The organism is Pseudomonas sp. GL_091, assembly GCF_057837725.1.
This window is the reverse complement of record NZ_CM174451.1, coordinates 2,342,403-2,362,241: the sequence shown is the minus strand read 5'-3', so window position 1 is coordinate 2,362,241 and position 19,839 is coordinate 2,342,403. Positions and strand designations below refer to the sequence as shown.

The 19,839-nt window shown below is 62.9% G+C and carries 15 protein-coding genes; 2 read left to right on the top strand and 13 right to left on the bottom strand.

The annotated features are described in order from the left end of the window. Nucleotides 1–93: 93 nt before the first annotated feature. The 11 genes from AC3ITY_RS10805 to AC3ITY_RS10755 all read right to left on the bottom strand — a co-directional run bounded on the left by AC3ITY_RS10805 (nt 94) and on the right by AC3ITY_RS10755 (nt 14,972). Nucleotides 94–927 (bottom strand): SDR family NAD(P)-dependent oxidoreductase, encoded by an 834-nt coding sequence (locus tag AC3ITY_RS10805; protein WP_489308969.1) that lies wholly within the window; start codon nt 925–927, stop codon nt 94–96. Between the two features lie 11 nt (nt 928–938). Further along, nucleotides 939–1,706 carry an SDR family oxidoreductase gene (locus tag AC3ITY_RS10800; protein WP_489308967.1) on the bottom strand — a complete coding sequence of 256 codons (768 nt, stop codon included), beginning with the start codon at nt 1,704–1,706 and terminating at the stop codon, nt 939–941. A 135-nt stretch (nt 1,707–1,841) separates the two neighbouring features. Further along, entirely contained in the window at nt 1,842–3,077 is a 1,236-nt protein-coding gene (locus AC3ITY_RS10795; protein WP_489308965.1) for a LuxR C-terminal-related transcriptional regulator, read from the bottom strand. 147 nt (nt 3,078–3,224) lie between these two features. Further along, the gene (locus AC3ITY_RS10790; RefSeq protein ID WP_489308963.1) at nt 3,225–5,657 is read right to left on the bottom strand and encodes an efflux RND transporter permease subunit; all 2,433 of its coding nucleotides are present in this window, start codon (nt 5,655–5,657) and stop codon (nt 3,225–3,227) included. A gap of 14 nt (nt 5,658–5,671) precedes the next feature. Then, nucleotides 5,672–6,658 (bottom strand): WD40/YVTN/BNR-like repeat-containing protein, encoded by a 987-nt coding sequence (locus AC3ITY_RS10785; protein ID WP_489308961.1) that lies wholly within the window; start codon nt 6,656–6,658, stop codon nt 5,672–5,674. Between the two features lie 306 nt (nt 6,659–6,964). After that, on the bottom strand, nt 6,965–7,915 hold the full coding sequence (locus AC3ITY_RS10780) for a bifunctional OB-fold nucleic acid binding domain-containing protein/MaoC family dehydratase (protein ID WP_489308959.1): 951 nt from the start codon (nt 7,913–7,915) through the stop codon (nt 6,965–6,967). Between the two features lie 4 nt (nt 7,916–7,919). Next, nucleotides 7,920–9,131 carry a thiolase family protein gene (locus AC3ITY_RS10775; protein ID WP_489308957.1) on the bottom strand — a complete coding sequence of 404 codons (1,212 nt, stop codon included), beginning with the start codon at nt 9,129–9,131 and terminating at the stop codon, nt 7,920–7,922. 92 nt (nt 9,132–9,223) lie between these two features. Further along, a complete protein-coding gene (locus tag AC3ITY_RS10770) occupies nt 9,224–10,891 on the bottom strand; it encodes a DUF1302 domain-containing protein (protein WP_489308955.1) in 1,668 nt (555 codons plus the stop codon). A 67-nt stretch (nt 10,892–10,958) separates the two neighbouring features. Beyond that, complete coding sequence (locus tag AC3ITY_RS10765) at nt 10,959–12,044, bottom strand: MBL fold metallo-hydrolase (protein WP_489308953.1); 1,086 nt, start codon at nt 12,042–12,044, stop codon at nt 10,959–10,961. Beyond that, on the bottom strand, nt 12,037–13,890 hold the full coding sequence (locus AC3ITY_RS10760; RefSeq protein ID WP_489308951.1) for a long-chain-acyl-CoA synthetase: 1,854 nt from the start codon (nt 13,888–13,890) through the stop codon (nt 12,037–12,039). The genes AC3ITY_RS10765 and AC3ITY_RS10760 overlap by 8 nt, the downstream gene beginning before the upstream one ends. Next, nucleotides 13,887–14,972, bottom strand: coding sequence for an alkene reductase (locus AC3ITY_RS10755; protein WP_489308949.1), 1,086 nt, complete (start codon nt 14,970–14,972; stop codon nt 13,887–13,889). The genes AC3ITY_RS10760 and AC3ITY_RS10755 overlap by 4 nt, the downstream gene beginning before the upstream one ends. Nucleotides 14,973–15,263: 291 nt before the next feature. On the opposite strand from AC3ITY_RS10755, the gene AC3ITY_RS10750 reads away from it, so the two are divergent. Then, nucleotides 15,264–16,592 (top strand): spinster family MFS transporter, encoded by a 1,329-nt coding sequence (locus tag AC3ITY_RS10750; protein WP_489308947.1) that lies wholly within the window; start codon nt 15,264–15,266, stop codon nt 16,590–16,592. 68 nt (nt 16,593–16,660) lie between these two features. Then, nucleotides 16,661–17,083 carry a nuclear transport factor 2 family protein gene (locus AC3ITY_RS10745; RefSeq protein WP_489308945.1) on the top strand — a complete coding sequence of 141 codons (423 nt, stop codon included), beginning with the start codon at nt 16,661–16,663 and terminating at the stop codon, nt 17,081–17,083. A gap of 57 nt (nt 17,084–17,140) precedes the next feature. Here AC3ITY_RS10745 and AC3ITY_RS10740 read toward each other — a convergent pair whose 3' ends face one another. Then, the gene (locus AC3ITY_RS10740; protein ID WP_489308943.1) at nt 17,141–17,599 is read right to left on the bottom strand and encodes an REP-associated tyrosine transposase; all 459 of its coding nucleotides are present in this window, start codon (nt 17,597–17,599) and stop codon (nt 17,141–17,143) included. Nucleotides 17,600–18,396: 797 nt separating this feature from the next. Next, complete coding sequence (locus AC3ITY_RS10735; RefSeq protein WP_489308941.1) at nt 18,397–19,755, bottom strand: DUF1329 domain-containing protein; 1,359 nt, start codon at nt 19,753–19,755, stop codon at nt 18,397–18,399. Nucleotides 19,756–19,839 lie beyond the last annotated feature (84 nt).

The following is a 19,839-nucleotide window of genomic DNA, read 5'->3' as shown; positions in this document are numbered from 1 at the left end:
CTGCGGTGTGTCTGTTAATCCGCGTTATCGTTCTTCGCCGGCAAGCCTGGCTCCTACGGGAGCCAGGCTTGCCGCGGTGTATTGTTCTTCGGGTCAGCGCCAGTCCGCCACAATCCCGTGCTCCAACGCAAACGGCTGTGCAGCGATGGTCCGGCGTTGAAACCCCGGTGCCTGTTCGGCGGTGGCCAGCCACAGCATCACGGCCGCCGGCACATGGGGAGGGGCGCTGCCGGCGCGCAGGGCAATCAGGCCTTTGTCGCCGATGGTGGCCTTGAGCGCTTCGGTGGTGACGACGCCCGGATTGAGGGTGTAAGCGCGCACGCCAGCCTCACCCAGTTCCGTGCTCAGTACCCCGGACAGTCGCGACACCGCCGCCTTGCCCGCGCCGTAGGCATATCCCCAACCGCCCTTGCCCGCCGCCACCGGTGGGTCGCTTTCGCCAGCGCCGGAGGTGACGTTGATCACCACCCCGCCACCGCGCGTCACCATGTGTTCGGCCACCGCCCGGGTCAGCAGGAACGGTGTGAGGATGTAGCCCTGGAACATCCGCTCCAGGGTCTGCGCCTGCAGGTCCATGAACCCGGCGTTGAGGTCGCTGCCCTGGTAGATCGCGTTGTTGATCAGTACGTCGATGCGTCCGTACTCGGCCAGTACCGCCTGGCAGGCGTTCAGGGCCGAGGCGCTGTCGAGCAGGTCCATCGGCACCACGAGCACCCGGCAACCGAGATCGCGCAACGCCTGCGCAGTGCCGTTGAGGCTGCCGGCCAGCGGCGCCCCGGCGGCATCGCGCAAGGCATGTTCATGTTGTTCGCCCTCATTGAGGGTGCGGGCGCTAATTGCCAGGTCGAAACCGGCGCGGGCGAAGGCCAACGCCGCCTCGCGGCCGATACCCCGGCTGGCGCCGGTGATGAATGCCACTTTGTTCATGGGACTTCCTTTTAGAAGCGCGAGGCGCGGACCATGGCGTCCATGCCGCCATCGACGAACAGCACGCTGCCATGAATAAACGAAGCCTGCGGCGATTGCAGGAACGCGACCACCGCGGCGATTTCCGCAGGTTGCCCGGCGCGACCCAGGGGTGCAACGAATTCTCGGGTCGACTTGCCGAAGCGTGCATCGTCCAGCGAGGCCTGGTGCAGTGGGGTTTCTACCGCACCCGGCGCCACCACGTTCAAGCGCATGCCCTGCTTGCCCCAGCTCACGGCCAGGCCGCGGACATGCTGGCTGATAGCGTATTTGGAGGCGGCATAGGCGACGTGCGGCTGGCCGAGGCTGTTGGCCAATTCCAGCGCCCGGGCCTCATCGCCGGCGATCATCGCTTCGATCATCGGCTGGCCCTCGGGCCCCGAATGAGTCGCCGCCACCGAGCCGATCACCAGCGCTGCCGGTTGTTGGCCCCTGGCCAACGCCCCCTGCAGGCCGTCGAGCAACTGGCTGACGCCGAAGTAGTTGACCGCAAGGACCAGACCGCAGCTTGGCGCCGTGACACCGACCCCGGCGCAGCAGATCAACCCGTCGAGGACCCCGCCGCTGAGTTCAAGCACTTGCCCGATGGCCGCGTCACGCCCCTTGGGGGTGGACAGGTCGGCGATCACTTCGGCGTTGCTGCGATCGATACCGATGACCTGGTGTCCGGCGGCGCGCATGGCGGCGGATACGGCGGCCCCGATTCCCGAGGCACTGCCGGTGATGGCTGTAATTGGCATGATGGTTCTCCGTGATAGGTCCGCCCAGTATCGACAGGGCGATCACGGGACCGCATCGTCCGTGCGGACTAAAAGTGCGCTGCGTCAATGACCGCGACGCCGGGCAGTGGATGGCCCGGCGGCGGGTCTGCAGGATCAGGCCTGACGATAGATAGGCACGGCCAGTTGCAGTGGCGGAACCTTGATTTTCTCGGCCACTTTCAATGACAGCCTGGGTTTGCCCAAGGCCACCACGCTGTTGAGCATGATGCGCACCAGCTCGGTCTGGCGTCGCACGCCGGTCTTGGAGAAGATCGAACGCAAGTGCGCACGCGCGGTGTTACGCCGGATATTCAGGACTTCGGCAGCTTCCTCCAGGGACAAGCCATTGGCCAGTTCCATGGCCAGGGCGGTTTCGGCCTTGGTCAGGTTGAACAGCTGCTTGGTCACCACTTCGCTGGCCAGGGATTTGCTCGACGCATCGCGGATGTACACCAGCGCCGCCGGCTGACCCTTCTCCTCGGCCCAGTCCAGGGACGGAATCGATTCGACCACCACCCCGAGGTTGACCAGCCCTGAAGGCCGCGTCACCGACATGGCCTCGGCGCTTTTCGGCGCATCCGGGCAGAACGCGCCGCGAATCAGGCGTTGCAGCTCACGGTTGTCGCTGGGATACGTTGCCTCCAGGCGCCCGCCCACCAGTTTCAGGCCATCGGAACGGGCGAGGATTTCCTGGGCCACTGGATTGATCTGCAGCACGCTGCCGCTCTCGTCGAGCACCAGGGTCGCCACTGATAACCGACCGATGGCCTGGGAGTACAAATCGCTCAGCGATTCGCTGCGGTCCAGCAGGTTATGCAACTGCGAGGCACGCCGCAGGTGTGGCAGGAAACTGGCGCACACCGCCCGGTCGTGGGCAGAGAAGTTGGGAGCCTGTTTGGGGCGGGTGATGCGAAAGCGCAGTTTGCCGCCGTCCGGGGTGGAAATGTCCGCGCACATCACGTGATACACATCATTGGGACCGCAGAACGCCTTGAAGTAGGCGCTGTGTTCCCATTCCTTGGAACTCATGATGTCATCGACCGTGAACACACTGTCCAGCGGCTGGTTGGAGAAAGGCGAATTGGTCTGCGGATAGGTCATGTAGCAGACATCACCGGCACCTTCGATGTCGCCGACGATGATCATCACGCCCGTATCGGGTTGATCAGGTACCCGCAGGATCAGGGTGACGAAGTTGGCATCGTAGAGCTTGAGAAAGCTTCTGAGGGCGTGGGCCATCTGTTTCGGATCGAGGGCGCCTTCGTAGATTTCGCCCACCAGCTGGTTGTAGCGCGTGAGGTCGAGGCCAAGGCTGGCCAGGGCTTCATGGGTCAAGACAGCATTTTGCATAGTCTTATCTCGCTCGGGTAAGGACTGCGCCCTTCCCTTGTTTTTTTTATAATTTCGGCCGGGGGAACCCAGGGTCCCCCCCTCTCGACGGCTACTTGCCTGCCAGTTTCCCTATCGCCTGCGGACTCCACAATAGGCCCGGCAGGATTATTTTTCGCCAGCGGTATCACGCGCAGCCAGGCTATTTTTCAGGCGGAACTGCCCTTGTGCTGGCGCCGTTGTACGTTCCCGATAGGTAACCAACGGTCGCCCGCGATTGAACCAGGCGGCCAATGCCGGCAGGAGGAAAATCGCCCCCAGTACGTTGACCAGAAACATGAACGACAGTAACACCCCCATGTCAGCCTGGAACTTCAGCGGTGCGAACGCCCAGGTGCAGACGCCAATGGACATGGTCACGGCAGTGAACACCGCGGCAGTACCGCGTTGGCACATGGCCTGGTAGAACGCCTCGCGCAAGCTGGACCCACGCAGCATTTCGTGCTGGATACGCTCGTACAGGTAAATGCCGTAGTCGACACCCACGCCCACCCCCAGTGCCATCACCGGCAAGGTCGCGACCTTCAGGCCGATCCCGAGCATGGTCATCAGTGCGTTACAGAGGATCGCGACAATCGCCAGCGGAACCAGAATGCACAGCACCGCGCGGATCGACAAGAAGGTCAGCCAGCAAAACAACGCCACCGATCCGAAAAGCGCCCCGAGCATGATCACTTCGGCACGCTTGACCGCTTCGTTGGAGGCCGCCATCACCCCGACGTTGCCGCCCGCCAGGAGGAATTCGACTTGCGGCGAGCTGACTTCGGCGATGATCCGCCTGGCTTCAGCGATCGCATGGCTGACGGTGCTGCCTTCATGGTCGGCAAGGAACACCAGGATCTGCATCTGCTGGCAGCCGTCGGTGACCAGGCCGTCATCCGGCATATAGGCCCGCGCTCCCTGACTCAGGCCACGGGGCGATCCTGGAATCGCTGCCCAGCGCGGATTGCCTTCGTTATTGCCGGCGATCACCCGCTTGCCCATGTCCGCCACGCTCTGGATCGACTGCACGCCGGTGACCGTGCGCATACGGAAGTCGAAGGCTTCCACCGCACGCATCACCGCAGGCGACAAGCAACCTTCTTCGACACCCTTGACCTGGACGAACACCGACATCACATCGAGCCCGATGGAGTAGCTGCCGATGATCTTGCCGTTGTCCTGGTTGTAACGCGAATCGGCCCGCAGTTCCGGCGCGCCTGCGCCGATATCGCCCACCGCCAGGTCACGAGCCTTGTAGGCCCCGGCCGCCAGCAGCAACAGACTGACAACAAACACGCCGAGCGCCGGCCCCGGTTCGGCCAGCGCCGACAGACGCCACCACAGGCGGTGCTTGCCCGCAGGACGCGATTGCGCCCGACGCAATAGCGCAGGCTCCAGCCGCAGGTAGGAAATGATGATCGGCAACATCAGTTTGTTGGTGATGATCATCAACATCACGCCGATGCAGGCAGTCACCCCCAGTTCGTGGACGATGGGAATGTCGATCAGCATGATCACCGCGAACCCCAGGGCGTTCATCAGCAAGGCCAGGGAACCGGGGATGAAAATCTTGCAGAACGCCGAGCGCGCCGCTTCCTTCGACGTACTACCGGCCAGCACGTCTTGCTTCCAGGCGTTGGTCATCTGCACCGCATGGGACACGCCGATGGAGAAGATCAGGAACGGCACCAGGATCGACATCGGATCGATGCCCAGGCCCAGCAACGGCAACAGGCCCAGCAACCAGACCACCGGCAGCAACGCGACCACCAGCGCCACCACTGTCAGACGCAGGGACCGCGAATACAGCCACAGCAGCAAGCCGGTGATCACGAAGGCCACGACAAAGAAGCCGATCACCGTGTTCAACCCTTCGACCACGTCGCCCACCAGCTTGGCGAAGCCGACGATGTTGATCTCGATATCGGCGCTGTTGTACTTGGCGCGAATATCTTCGAGGCGCGTGGCGATGTCGACATAGGACACCGGCTGGCCGGTCTTGGGGTCGGTGTCCTGCAGGTCGGCGCGGACCATGGCCGACTTCAGGTCGTTGGCTACCAGGCGACCGACCTGCCCAGAGGCCGCCGTGTTGCTGCGCACCTGCGCCAGGTCCTCGGCGGTGCCGCTGAAGCGCGGTGGCACCACCACGTCGCCAAAGAAACCTTCCTCGGTAATTTCGATGTAGCGCACGTTGGCGGTAAACAGCGACGTCACGCTGGGGCGGCTGACCCCGGAGATGAAAAACACGTCGTCGGTGACTTTGCGCAGGGTCTCCAGGTACTCGGCGTTATAGATGTCACCCTCGCCTTTCCAGCGCACGCTGACCAGGAAGCGGTTGGCGCCGGTGAAGTAGCGGCTGAACTTGAGAAAATTGATCATGTATTCATGACGCACCGGGATCTGTTTGTTGAAACCCGGATCCAGTTGCGTGTGGGTGGCGCTGTAGCCCAGGCCCAGCGTCACCAGGACAAACAGCGCCAGCAGTCCCTTGCGCCAGGCCATCAGATGCTCCGCGCACGTTTCGACGCAGTGCGTCACCCAGTGTTTACCTTGATTCATTGCCTGCCTCTCATTTACTGGGTGGCCTGTGTGGCCATTAGGGCAGCGAGACTGCCACCTGAACCCTGCAATACTCCGCGCTCGCCACCCACCAGCAGCCGCGGGCCAATCATCGTCGCCGAGGTCAACGTACCGAGCCCGGCCAGGCGTCCGACACCGACCAGCGCGCCCTGTGCATCCAGGCGCACCACCGAGCTGCCGGCACCGACAATCACCAGCCCCGAGTGATCGGGCAACAACACATGGCCGTACAAAGGCAGCTGGTTACCGACGTTGATCTGGGTCCAGCTGTCGCCGAAGTCATGGCTGACGAACACATGCCCACGCATGCCGTAAGTCACCCAGTTGTCCGCGCTCAGGCGCACGATGCCGAACAGCGAGCCGTTGTAGAACGTTGGCAAGGTCTGCCAGTGCTGGCCGCTATCGGTGGTCCGCAGGACCAGGCCCTGCTCGCCCACCAGCATGCGCCGGCCATCGTTGCCACCGGCCATGCTGTTGAGGTGTGCGTTGTCGATCTCCAGTGACTGCGGCGTCCAGGTCTGCCCGGCATCCAGGGATTGATAGAACTTGCCGAAGCTGCCGAACGCCATGACGCTGTCGCCACCGCCGGTCCAGATGCCCAGCAGCGGCTCGCCCAGATCGCTGTCGTGGCGCATTTCCTGCCAACTGCCGCCTGCATCCTGTGAACGCAGGATCCAGCCGTCATGCCCGACGGCCAGCAAGCGCTTGTCGTCCAGCGCCACCACGGCAGTCAGGGTGGCATTGCGTTGCGTGTCGACATTGGCTGGCTGCCAGCTGACGCCCTGGTCATCGCTGAGCAGGATGCTGCCACGCTCACCCACGGCGACCACCCGCGCGCCAAGATTGAGCAGGCCGTTGATCTGCACCCGATCCGGGCGCGTGGCCAACAGTTCTTGTTGCGATGGGGATTTGGGGGAAAAGGTGTAGCCAATGGTCAAGGCGACCACCAGGCAAACCGCGTAGCCGATCACCGAGCGCATGAGCAACACTCCTGTTCGGGGTAGGCGTGGATAGGGCAAGTCATAGGGCCGATCCTCTTGTTTTTGTCACGCACCAGGGCATGCGAGGCAATCGAGATGGGCGTTGCCTCTGGGGGAATAGTCGGCGCAAGGGATGGGTAACACATCGTCCAAATGGCTTATGCAATGGCGTAAATGGCACAGGACCGGGGCGTACGACGCCCCCCCCCTGTAGGAGCGAGGCTTGCCCGCGAACAAGACACTGCGGTGTATCTGTTACGCCGCGTTATCGTTCTTCGCCGGCAAGCCTGGCTCCTACGGCGGCGATCAGGCGATGTACAGGATCACCAGGTCGTTGATCACCGACGGCCGATCCTGGCCCACCACGTGGGTGGTGAGTTCCAGGGTCAACTGGGTGCCACGGGCCGACAGGTCGACTTTTTTCACCCGCGCCCGCGAATGGATGCGTGAGCCGGCCGGTACCGGCGCCGGGAAGCGCAGGCGATCGGAGCCGTAGTTGATCTGGGTGGTGAAACCGCTGATTTCGAAACCCAGCGCCAGTTTCATCCGCGACTGCAGCACTTGCACCAGCGCACCGTGGGCAATGGTGCCGCCAAACGGGCTTTGCAGGCGCGCCCGCTCCGGATCGGTATGGATCCAGTAATCGTCGCCCGACAACCGGGCAAATTCGTCGATCAACGCCTGGTCGACCACCACGACATTGCTCCAGTCGCTGAACTGCTCGCTGACCAGTGCCTGCAAGGCCGGCCCATCGTTGAGGTCGATCTGCCGCGCGGTCGGTTGCTCCGACACCGCTGGCGCCGGTCCGCTGTCCTGCGCCGGCAGCGACTCAAGGCTCGCCGCATCCTTGTCCACCCCGGTGAAGCGCAGCAGTCGGTTGCCCTTGGCGTCGACTTCAGCGAACACCGGCTGCAAGGACATGCCGATCTCGATTTCGTTTTCCTCAAGGCCGACCAGGTTGGTGTTGATGCGCACCCCTTCGGCCAGCTCGACCACTGCCAGCTTCTGCGGCATCTCATCAATGAAGTCGGGCAAGGTAGCAATGCGCGTCACGGTGTAGCTGTACAGCGTCGCGGCGCCGTCGACTTCGCGCCATGCCAGGTCATGTTCCAGGCACACCGGGCAATGCCGGCGCGGGTAGAAGTTCCAGTGCGCACAGGCATTGCATTGCTGGATCAACAGGCGGCGAGCCTTCAGGCCTTCCCAGAAGGGTGCGGAGATTTGCGTCGCGACCGGCATCGGTTTGTTGTTGGACATGTGCTTATGCTCCCTGAAGTATCAATGCGCCCTGCTCACTCATCACGCCACCGGTGCCGGAGACGTAGACGCTGTCGCAGCGGCCCAGTTGGCGCTCACCGGCGGTGCCGGCGATCTGCGTCACCGCCTCGATCACCTGGCTCATGCCACCGGCCGAGGCCGACTGGCCGAAACTCAGTTGCCCGCCATGGGTGTTCATCGGGAAGTCGCCACGCCAGGTCAGGTCGTGTTCGCGCACGAACGACATGCCCTCGCCCTTGGCGCAGAAGCCGGCATCTTCCAGGGTGAGCAAGGTGGTGATGGTGTAGCAGTCGTAGATCTGCGCGGCATCGACGTCTTTCGGCTTAAGTCCGGCCATGGCAAAGGCGCGCTGGGAAGCCGGACCAATCGGCGTGTGCAGCATGTCCTCGGCATAGGACGGCGACTTGAACGCCAGGTGTTCGCCAAACCCGGTAATGAACGCCGGACGCTTGCGGGCCCGCGCCGCCACTTCTTTGTTGGTAATGATCATCGCGGCGCCACCGGCCACCGGCATGACGATTTCCAGGACGTGCAACGGGTCGGCAACCATTTTGCTGGCCAGCACCTGTTCGATGGTCAAGGGTTGTCCATAGAACATTGCTTGCGGGTTGGCCAGGGCGTTGGTGCGCTGGTCGACGGCGATCTTGGCCATCGCCCGCTGGTCATAGTCGTAGTGTGCGGCATAACGCTGGGCAATCATCGCGTAGCCGGTGTTCTGGCCCATGTGCCCGTAAGGCAGGTCGAACTCGGCCTCGGGTGCGCCAAAGGCCGTGCTGTGTCCACCGAAACGCATGGACCGAGCCATCCAGCCGGGGTCCTCGTCGGGACCCAACGGCGCCATGCGCGCGGGGATGACGCACAGGACCGCCTGGCATAACCCCAGTTCGATCGCGGCGGCGGCGCGCCAGACCATGCCCACCGACGTGCAGCCACCCAGGTCGACCACTTCGGCGAAGTTCAGGCGCAGGCCCAGGTATTCGGCGGCCATCGCCGGTACGAACACCGAGGCTTCATGAAAATGCGGGCCGTTGATCACCAGCCCGTCGAGGTCCGAGGCCTTGAGCCCGGCATCGCGCAGAGCCTGGGCCGCCAGGTCGGCGACTTGCTCAAGGTGAAACATCTTGGGCGCGGTCGAATATTTCTCCGGTTTGTACTGTGCGGTGCCAACAATGGCCGCATGCCCTTTGAGTCCCATAGTGCCTCCATGCCGAAGCGTTACGCTGCGGCCATTTCCAGGTTGTGTTGTAGGTCCGGGCGCACCAGGTGACCCGGATTTCAAGTGGTCGATCAGAAGGTGTATTTCATCGAGAACGTGGCGTAGTCGCGGTCGGCGAACGGACGCTTGATCGGGTCGGCTTCACCCAGGTAGGCGATGTATTTCAAACCGAGTTCCAGGTTGCCCAGGTACTTGAAGGTCGTGCCTGCACTCAGGCGTCGGTCACCGGCAACGCCGGAAATGCTTCCGGCCATGGGCGTGGAGCCGCTGAAGACGTTGGAGAAGCTGAAGGGGACGTCCAGATCCCAGCCTTGGAAAACTCCCGGATAACTGAACGATGCGCCCACGGTGTAGGCGCTGGAAGACTTGGTGCGGAAACCCGCGGCTGTGCTGTAGGTAAAGTCATCGGAAGACGCCACTAGAGGTTTCAGGGAGGGCAACAGGTTCACGCCTTGCAGGTTGGGCGCCGCCGAAGTGGATTCGACGCTGTCGACCTGCACGCGGATGATTTCGGCAGTCAGGCTGGTCTGGCTGGCCCAGGGACGGTCCCCCAGGATACGGATCGCCGACAACTGCATTTGCTGGCCCTTGCCCCTGGCCGGCACCGCGCCAAGGCCGGTATTGACCATCACCGGCGCACCGTCGCGGTACGACCATTCGGCGCCGACCTGGGTGTCGCCGATCTTGGTCGAGGCGCTGATGCCGGTCAGCTTGATGTCTTCGAAGTACTTGATCCGGTAACCATTGCTGACGAAGGCGTTGAGGCCACCGCCCACTGGGAGCGGGTCGTAGCCGACCAGGGCGGTGGCCGGGTTCTTGTCGTGGTAGTTGACGTGGAACAGCGACAGCTCAATGGCCGGTACCGGGCGGTAGCGCACCTGCACGCCCCACTGGCCGCCATCGCGCGGTTCGTCGGTGCCGCGGTAAGCGATCTTCTTGCCGTTGGCGTAGATGAACTCGCGACCGGGCCCAACCACGTCAGTGCTCGACAGGTAGCTGCCCACCGGCGGCAGTTCAGTGCCCTTCCATTCGTACTGCACGTACGCACCAAAGGTCAGGCTGGGGTTGAGACGGAACGAGCCGGAGAATTGGCCCACCGGCAAGAGGATTTCCTTGACTTCAACACCCGGCTGGGACGCCTTTACCGCGTCGGAAGGGTTCTGTACGCCGTTCACACCCGGGTAGAACAAACTCTCGCCCCAGGATTCGATGTGCCGCCCGGCCTTGACGTCCAGCATGGTGTCGTTGTCAAAGCGCCAGCCGCTGAACACATAGGCATCCAGCAGTTTGCTGCGACCGCCGCTGTAGTAGCGGGTGTCACTGGTGAACTCATCGTTGCTGCCGCTTTTGTTCACGGTGGCGGGCGAATCGTTATCGTTCTTGCGGTGGTAGACGTCATCGTAGAAGGTACTGCCGCGTACCACGGCGCCGTAGTTGTCCTTGCGCAGGATCATTTCGGCCAGCGCGCCCACGCGGTTGGTGGTGAGGCTGCCACTATCGAAGTTGCGGTTGGCATCGTCGGCGTTGACCGTCAGCAAGCGATCGCTTTGACTGCCAGTGCGCACACCAATGCCGTAGCTGGTGGTCACCGACCAATCCATGGTCGCGCCGTTGTCGAACTCGAACGTATCACCGGCCCACACCGGTGTAGACACCAGCGCAATGGCTGCCGCCAGGCTGCTGACCTGTAATGCGCTCGAACCGATGACCGTAGAGTTATTGTTGTTTTTGTTGATCACACTGATTCTCCTCAATGACAACCGGCTGGCTGCCTGGAATGTTCAACACTGCTGCCGTGCCGCCCGCTCAAAACACCTTGAGCGGGGTAACAGCGCACGCTCCCCGTACAGCACGCCGGTAGCGATATCGCCCCCGGTCCTCTTCCCGCTCCAGCGACCCTTCGGCCACCAGGTAGTTGGCATGGGCCAACGTTTCGCCAAGTGCCATCAGCTCATCGAAACGACCCGACAGCTTGGGAAACAACACAGCCATCAGTTCGAGCACGGTGCGCGGCTCGTCACAGTTGGCCAGCATCAACGCCAGATGCCTTTGGTGATGGGCCTGGAGCTGGTCCAGGCGCTGATGCAAATTGAAGAACGGTCGCTCGTGCGCCGGCAGCACCAGCACGCTGTCGGGCAAGCTGCGCAAATGCTCGATGGAGTCGAGCCAGTCGCCCAGCGGGTTGGCCAATGGCTCCGTGGCATGCACGCCGACGGTGGAGGTGATACGCGGCAGCACCTGGTCGCCGGAGATCAGCAAGCCGTCATCGGCGGCATACAGACAGGCATGTTCCGGCGAGTGGCCGCGACCGATGACCACCTGCCAGGTGCGGCCACCGATATTCAGCAGGCTGCCTTCGCGCAAACGGCGGTAATGGTTCAGCGGCGCCGGCAGAAAATGGGCGTTGCTCATCACCGCGAACATCTCGGTGCTTTGCTCGTCAGCCACGCCGGCCTTGCGGTAGAAGTCGAGGAAGTCCCAACCTGGTGGTTGAGCGGCAGGAAACCTGACGTGCAGCGAGTGGAACTCGCTGGCGGTCATGTACACCGGGCAGTGGAAACGCTCAGAAAGCCACGCGGCCACCCCGGCATGGTCGGAGTGAAAGTGGGTACAGACCACCGCGAGCAGCGGCAGCCCGTCACACACTTCACTCAGCACCCGGTCCCAGACCTCGCGGGTCTGTTCGGTGTTCATGCCGGTGTCTACCACTACCCAGCCGTCGGTGTGGCGCAGCAGATAGAGATTAATGTGGTCCAGGCGAAACGGCAGCGGCATGCGCAGCCACCACACGCCTGGCGCCACTTCACGCACCTGCCCGGAATCGGGCGCCTGCGGCCAGGGATAGCGCAGGCCGCCGCGCAGTTCGTGACCATTGGCGTCGAGATCAGCCATGGTCGGCCACCGCGAATGGCGTCAAGCCGGCCCGGGTCAGTGCCTCTGACGAATAAGGCACATAGGTGCGAGCCTGTTCGTCGCGGATGAACAGCGGATCGTTGCAACGGGTCGGGCAGTAGCCCTGGCGCTGTAGATCGACCTTGCGCAGCTTGAAGCTGGCCGTCAAGTCTGCCGACTGGGTAACCCGCACGAACACCGGGGCCGCATAGCGCGGCAGGCGCGCTTCGGTCAGGGCGTACAGGGCCGCAGGATCAAACGCCTGGTCGGCCTGCATCAGCACCGCGGCCATGCCGGCGCGGCCTTCATGGCCCGGCACCTGGACGCCGTAGATATTGATCAGTTCCAGGCCCGCCAGATCGCCCAGGGCGTCCGCCACTTCCAGGGTCGAAACGTTCTCGCTCTTCCAGCGATAGGTATCGCCGATGCGGTCGACGAAGTAGCAGTAACCGTCGGCGTCCTCGCGCAGCAGGTCGCCGGAACTCCAGTAGGCATCGCCCTCGCGAAACACATTGCGGCGGATTTTGCTCTCGGTCGCTTCGCTTGAGGTGTAACCCTCGAAACGCCCGCCACCGATCTCAGGGTGATCGACGATAAAGCCCATGGCCTCGCCAACCTCGCCCACTTTGCAGATTTGATAGAAACCGTTTTCGTCCCGCGGATGGCAGTCGTTTTCGATGTCGTAACGCACCAGCCGCAGGTTGGTTTTGTTCCAGTCCGGCACGCGTCCGCAAGAACCGAAATAGTTGTCGACGTTGATCACTGCCGCATTGGCTTCGGTGGCGCCCCAGCCCTCGAACACCTGGATCGGGCCGAAGCGCTCCAGCCAGCGCTGCCAGGAGTCCGGCGACAGCCCGGCACCGAGCATGCAGCGCAGGCTGTGCTCGCGCTCGCCCGCTCGCACCGGCTGATTGAGCAGATAGCGGCAGATCTCACCGATGTACTGGAAGATGCTGATCTGATGCTGTGCCACATCCTTCCAGAACTCGCGCACGCTGAATTTGCGGCGCACCACGATGGCAGCACCGGCGCGCAGCGCGGTAGAAGTCACCGACGTGGCCGCGGCGCCGTGGTACAGCGGCAGGCAGCAATAGAACACATCCTCGCAAGTGGCTTGCAGGGTGGTTTCCATTACATCGCCCGACGACATCCAGCGCATGTGGCTGTAGCGCGCCGCCTTGGGCAAGCCGGTGGTGCCCGAGGTAAAGATCAGCAGGGTCGGAGTCTGCGCATCGATGCGCGCGCGGATATCGCGGGGAAACGGCGTGCGCGGGGCTTTTTCCAGACGCGCAGCGAAATGCCCGTCGACGCCCTTGGGCAGCGCGCCCGTCCAGGGATTTTCCGCGTCGCGCAGCAGCCAGCACGGCAGGTCCGGAAAGCCTTCGGTGGCCTGCACATTGGCCAGGCACTCTTCGCCGATCACCAACGCCTTGGCCTCAGTGACTTGCAACGCATGCAGCAGCGGGCGGCCGCTGACCTGAGTGTTGATGAACGCCACCACCACCCCGAGCTTGACCAAACCGAACCAGGTGCAGAAAAACGCCGGGCGGTTCTCCATGGCCAGGGCGCAGACATCGCCGGCGCGCAGGCCATTGGCATAAAACGTGTGGGCCATCTGGTTGGCCCGCGCATCGACCTCGAAGTAGCTCAGGGTCTGCTCGCCATAGATCAGGAACGTGCGTTCACCCTGCTCGCTCGCCTGTTGCTCCAGCCGGTCGGCCAGGGTGTAGAGGTCGCCCGGCTTGATCAGCCCGGCGGCGGCCGAGCGCTGGTCGAGCAGCGCCTGGGTCTGCTCCCGTGGCACTGGGTGGGTCGGCAGGACGTGGCTCAAGTCGTTGAGGTTCATTGCGCCACCTCCTGGGCAATCGCTTGATGGGCGCGGTAATCCGAGTAGCCCGACGGGCCCGGCGTATACAGGGTCTTGCGGTCAAAGCCACTCAGCGGCAGGCCACGCTGCAAGCGCGCCACCAGATCAGGGTTGGCAATAAAGTGACGGCCGAACGACACAGCAGCCCCCTCGCCCGACGCGAGCGCGGCACTGGCCGAAGGACCGTCGAAACCATCATTGAGAATCAACGCATGGGGGCTGTGCCGACGCGCCAGGGCGAAGGCATCGAGATCTTTCAGTGGCGAGCGCATGATGTGCAGGTAAGCCAGGCCCAACGGCGCCACGGCTTCACACAAGGCGGCCGCCGTGGCCGCCGGATCGCGGTCGTCGATGTCGTTGTAGGGGTTGCCGGGGCACAGGCGAAAACCGACGCGTCCGGCGCCAATCGCACCGGCCATGGCCTCGATCACTTCCTTGGCAAAACGCACCCGCCCGCTCACATCGCCGCCGTAGGCATCGCTGCGTTGGTTACTGCCGGAGGCCATGAATTGCATCGGCAGATAGCCGCTGGTGCAGTGCAACTCGACACCGTCGAAGCCGGCCTGACGCGCATTCAATGCGGCCTGGCGATAGTCTTCGATGACCTCGCCAATGCCTTGCAAGGTCAGCACCTGTGGCTCGTCGGTGTCCACCAGGCCGGCAGCGTCGCTGAACACCTGGGTGCGTGCGCGCAATGCCGAAGGTGCCACGGTAACCGCCCCCGCCGGTTTGTTGTGCCGGCTGGCGGCGCGGCCGACATGCATCAGCTGCAGGACAATGCGCCCGCCCTCGGCATGCACCGCCTCGGTGACCCGCTGCCAGCCGACGATCTGCTCGTCGCTGTAGATGGCCGGGGTGCGACAATAGCCCAGGCCGCTGGCCGAGGGCGCGGTGCCCTCGGCCACGATCAACCCGGCGCTGGCACGCTGGCGGTAGTATTCGACCATATCGCCGCCGGGGACCGCATCGGCAAGGGCACGGCTGCGAGTCATGGGGGCCATGACGATGCGGTTGGCCAGTTGCAGTTCGCCCAGGGCGACCGGTTCGAACAAGACGCTCATTTCAATTCCTCAGCTTCTTATTGTTTTTTGCTGTCGCAGGGCCTGCCATCACTTGGGCAAGCGCTGACATGGCAGCGGATACGGGCTGAATGATTGACGTTGAGCGCAAGCGAAACATCGTCCGACAAGACTAGGTTCGCTATCGACAGGGCGATCCCGGTACCGCATCGTTCTTCACTTTTAGGAGCGAGGCTTGCCCGGGGACGACAAAGATGGTCTGAACGGACGATGAGAAAATTCCGTGAAGAGCCGAGCATCGCGACAACCAGAACAAAACCGGGAGCACCCGCAGTGAACCAATCCACCCCCGTGACATGGCGAACGCACTACGCGCTGTTCGTGCTCGCCAGCATCTATGTGTTCAACTACATCGACCGCCAGTTGATGGCGATCCTGATCGAGCCGGTGAAGCTCGAATTCGGTATTTCCGATACCGGCATCGGTCTGCTGTCGGGGGTGACTTTCGCGGTGTTCTACACCGTGTTCGGCTTCCCGCTGGGGCGCCTGTCGGACCGCATCGGGCGCAAGCCGGTGATCGCCTTCAGCTGCATTGCCTGGAGCCTGATGACCATGCTCTGCGGCATGGCCGGCAACTTTCTGACCCTGGTGCTGGCGCGGATCGGCGTGGCCGTGGGCGAGGCCGGCGGCACGGCGCCGTCGGTGGCGATGGTCTCGGATCTGTACCCGGCGAACCGCCGATCCACTGCTCTGTCGGTGCTGATGCTCGGTTCCAGCCTGGGGGCGATAGTTGGCCTGGGCCTGGGTGGCTGGATTGCCCAACACCACGGTTGGCGCTACGCCTTCTTGCTGATCGGCGCTCCCGGGATCTTCCTGGGTCTGCTTCTGTTGCTGACCGTGCGGGCGCCCAAGCGCGTAGTGCCGCTGGGTAACGTCGCGGCGCAACAGGATGGCTGGTTCAAGACCCTGGTCGAGCTGTTTCGCATGCCCTCGTTCCTGTGCCTGGTACTCACTGGCGGCGCGGCAGCGATTGCCGGCTACGCCATCGGCACCTGGAGCCCGAGCTTCCTGATCCGCTCCCATGGCCTCAATCTGCAAGAAGCCGGATTCCTGGTGGGCGTGGTGGGCGGCACCGGGTCGACCATCGGCACCCTGGTCTGCGGCATGCTCACCGACCGCATGGCGCGGCGCGATGTCGGCTGGCAAATCGGCGTGCCGCTGCTGGGCACGCTGATCAGCATCCCCTTCGCCCTGGCCTACTTCCTCTGGCCCCAGGGCACGGCGTTCTACATCGGCAGCATCGCCGTGCCGCAAGCGTTCCTGTTCTACAGCGCCTTCGGCTTCTTTGGCGTGTGGTGGGCAACGCCATGCCTGAGCGCCATCACCCACCTGTTCCCGGCCACGCGACTGGCCCAGGCCACGGCGATTTTCGTCATGTCCATGACCCTTCTGGGCGTCGGTGTCGGGCCGCTGTTGGTGGGCATGCTCAGCGACTTCTTCGTGCCGACCCTGGGCAGTGAATCCCTGCGCTATGCCCTGGCTTCGTCGGTGTCAATGCTGGTGCTGGCCAGCGTGTTCCTGACCCTGGCGCTGCCACGTTACCGCCAACAGATGAAGTGCCCCGCCCCGCACGTCACAGCGGTCCAGGCCGTGACTGCCTGACCTCCTTCGCGCACCACCGCGCCGCTGTAACCCTGTCAGGTTACAGCGGCTTTTTAATGAGGATTGCCATGAGCGCCGTACACATCAGCAACCTGCTCTACCGTTACGCCGAATGCCTGGACAGCGGCCAACTGGTCGAGGCCGCCGAGCTGTTCCGTCATGCGCGGATCAAGGTACAAAACCACGACTCCCTTGATCATGTCGCCCTGCTGGGCATCTGGCAGCAACGCATCAAGCTCTACCCCTGCGGCACACCCCGTACCAGACACATCATCAGCAACCCGATCATCGACATCGACGAAACCACGGGAACCGCGACGGTCCGATCCTGCTACACCGTGCTGCAGGCCACCGACACCCTGCCCCTGCAACCCATCGCCGCCGGGCGTTACCTCGATGAGTTCGAGCGCGTCGACGGAGTCTGGCGATTCAGCTTTCGTGATTATTCGCACCTGGACATGACCGGCGACTTGAGCGGACATTTGGTGTAGGTGCGAGGCTTGCCCGCGAAAAACGATGACGCGGTGCAGCAGGTACACCGTGGCGGTTCATAACCACACCGCATCCCACAACGGATAGTCGCCGATTCTCTCGACCAACCCCGCCCGCAACGGATTGGCCACGATATAGCGGGCCACCGCCTGCAGGTCTTCTTCCCTGCGGATGGCCCGGTCATGAAACCCATGCTGCCAGAGTGACCCAGCGCGCCCGATCTTGCGATTCAACGCGAGCGTAATGCGTGATTTTGTCCTCGCCATTACGTAAGTGAGCGTGCTGTTCTTGAGCTCGATCAGCCAATGAAGATGATCGGGCATGACAACCCAGGCCAGCGAATGGGCCAGCTCTTCTTGCTGAGCTTTCCTCAACGCATCGACCACCAGACGACCCTGTGCAAACTCTGTAAACACGGGGTCGCGGTTCTGCACGACAGTGGTGACCAAATAGACCTGACCCGGCGCTGAATAGCGACCGGTACGCAGTCGATGTGCATGACGAATGCCTGGCACGGGTAATCCTCCTTGATCATGGCGCTGTCGATTCAGGCTAGAACGTCGGAGGAAGATGGACGGTGAACTGTAGTTCCCGATGTGTCCGTAGGAGCGAGGCTTGCCCGCAAATAACGATAACGCGGTACAGCAGGTACACCACGGCGCCTGGTTCGCTTGTAGGAGCGAGGCTTGCCCGCGAAAAACGATAACGCGGTGCAGCGGGTACACCGCGGCGCCTGGTTCGCCTGTAGGAGCGAGGCTTGCCCGCGAAGAACGATAACGCGATACAGCAGGTACTCCGCAGCGTCTGGTTCGCCGGCAAGCCTGGCTCCTACAGCGAAGAACGATAACGCGGTGCAGCAGGTACACCGCGTCGTCTGGTTCGCCTGTAGGAGCGAGGCTTGCCCGCGAAGAACGATAACGCGGTACAGCAGGTACACCGCGGCGCCTGGTTCGCCGGCAAGCCTGGCTCCTACAGCGAAGAACGATGACGCGGTGCAGCAGGTACACTGCGGCGCCTGGTTCGCCTGTAGGAGCGAGGCTTGCCCGCGAAGAACGATAACGCGGTGCAGCAGGTACTCCGCGGCGTCTGGTTCGCCGGCAAGCCTGGCTCCTACAGCGAAGAACGATAACGCGGTGCAGCTGGTACACCGCGGCGTCTGGTTCGCCTGTAGGAGCGAGGCTTGCCCGCGAAGAACGATAACGCGGTGCAGCTGGTACTCCGCGGCGCCTGGTTCGCCGGCAAGCCTGGCTCCTACGGCGAAAAACGATGTCGCGGTGCAGCAGGTACACCGCAACATCCGGTTCGCCGGCTCTTAGCGCCCGATAGCCCGCGCCGCATCCGCGGTGTACTGGTCCGGGGTGAACTTGCCTTCGTTGAGGATCGGGCCCTTCTTCGCTTCGTTGGTCATGCCGTAGCCGGTGTACTGGCCAGAGTTCAAGTCCATGAAGAACTGCGAACCGGCCTGCCAGCCACTCATGTCCGGGTGGTAGTAGTAGTTGATCATGGCGTGTTTCCACAGCTGCCCACGGGCGTCGTAGTTGTCGGCCATGACCGCGTTCCAGGTGTCTTCGTCGAGGAACAGCACGCGCTTGCCATAGACATGGCGATAGCCTTCCTTCAAGTCGGCTTCCAGCACCCACACCCGACGCAACTCATAACGCATCAAATCGGGATTGGGATGGTTGGGCGTCAGCATGTCGGCGTACTTGACGGTGCCGGCGTTGGGCTTGAACGCGTTGGCCGGGCTGTAGATCTCGCGCTTGCCGATCAGTTTCCAGTTGAAGCGCTCCGGTGAACCGTTGTACAAGCGGTCTTCGTCGATGGTCATGGTGCCATTGGTACCGATCATCGGCTGATCGAAACCGTAGCCCGGCAGTTGCCGTACACGCCGGGTCGACGGGCTGTAGGTCCAGGCCTGGCGCGCATCGGTGCCGAAGTTGTAGGGTTCATGGGAAATGCTGAGGGTGCCGTTGTCTCGGGCCGGTTTGAGGGTCATGTTGTTGCTCATGGCCGCAATCTTGTCTTCGGTCCTGGAGTCGGTGGTTGGTGAGTTGCCCAGTGCCAGGTTACGTGCGTAGGCACGCCCCCAGCCAATGCTGCCGTTGGGCAGGACAGAAGCCAGGTCGGAGGTTTTTTCCTCGGTGTAGGCACGTGCCGGCAGTTGGTGATTCCACAGCACTTCCATGCCGTTTTTGGGGATCGGGAACGGTAACTGACCTATCCCGGTGAAACCTGCACCGTCGTTGACCAGCTTGGCGTGCAGCGCATTGTCCATCGCGCGGCGGCAGACGTAATCGGGGTAGCGGAAATCCCGGTGGCCGGGGTAGATGTTCATTTTGTAGGTGGTCGGGTATTTCTTCAGCAGGGCTTTCTGGCCTTCGGTCAGGTGTGTCTCGTACTGGCTCATGTTCTGCGCGGTAATGACCAGGATTGGTTTCTCCGCAGCATAGGGATCAACCGGCTGGTCGCCAGAGAACTTCACGTGATTCCAGCCCGGCACTTCTCCCAGGTACTTGCCGGTGTACGGCGGAATAGTGCCCTCGACGTTACCCGCCTGCTCGGCGCCGACACAAGTCAGCTCCTTGCCCAGCTTGGCAGCTTCCTGAGGTGACACCTCGGCGTGCGCATAACCAACAAGCCCGCTATTGGCTGTGACTGCGACCGCGAGCATGAGACCTGTTCTTGTTATTTTCATGTAATGCCTCCTACGCTGATAAGGCTTTGTGGTGTGGGTCTATTGTTCGTGTTCTGCCGG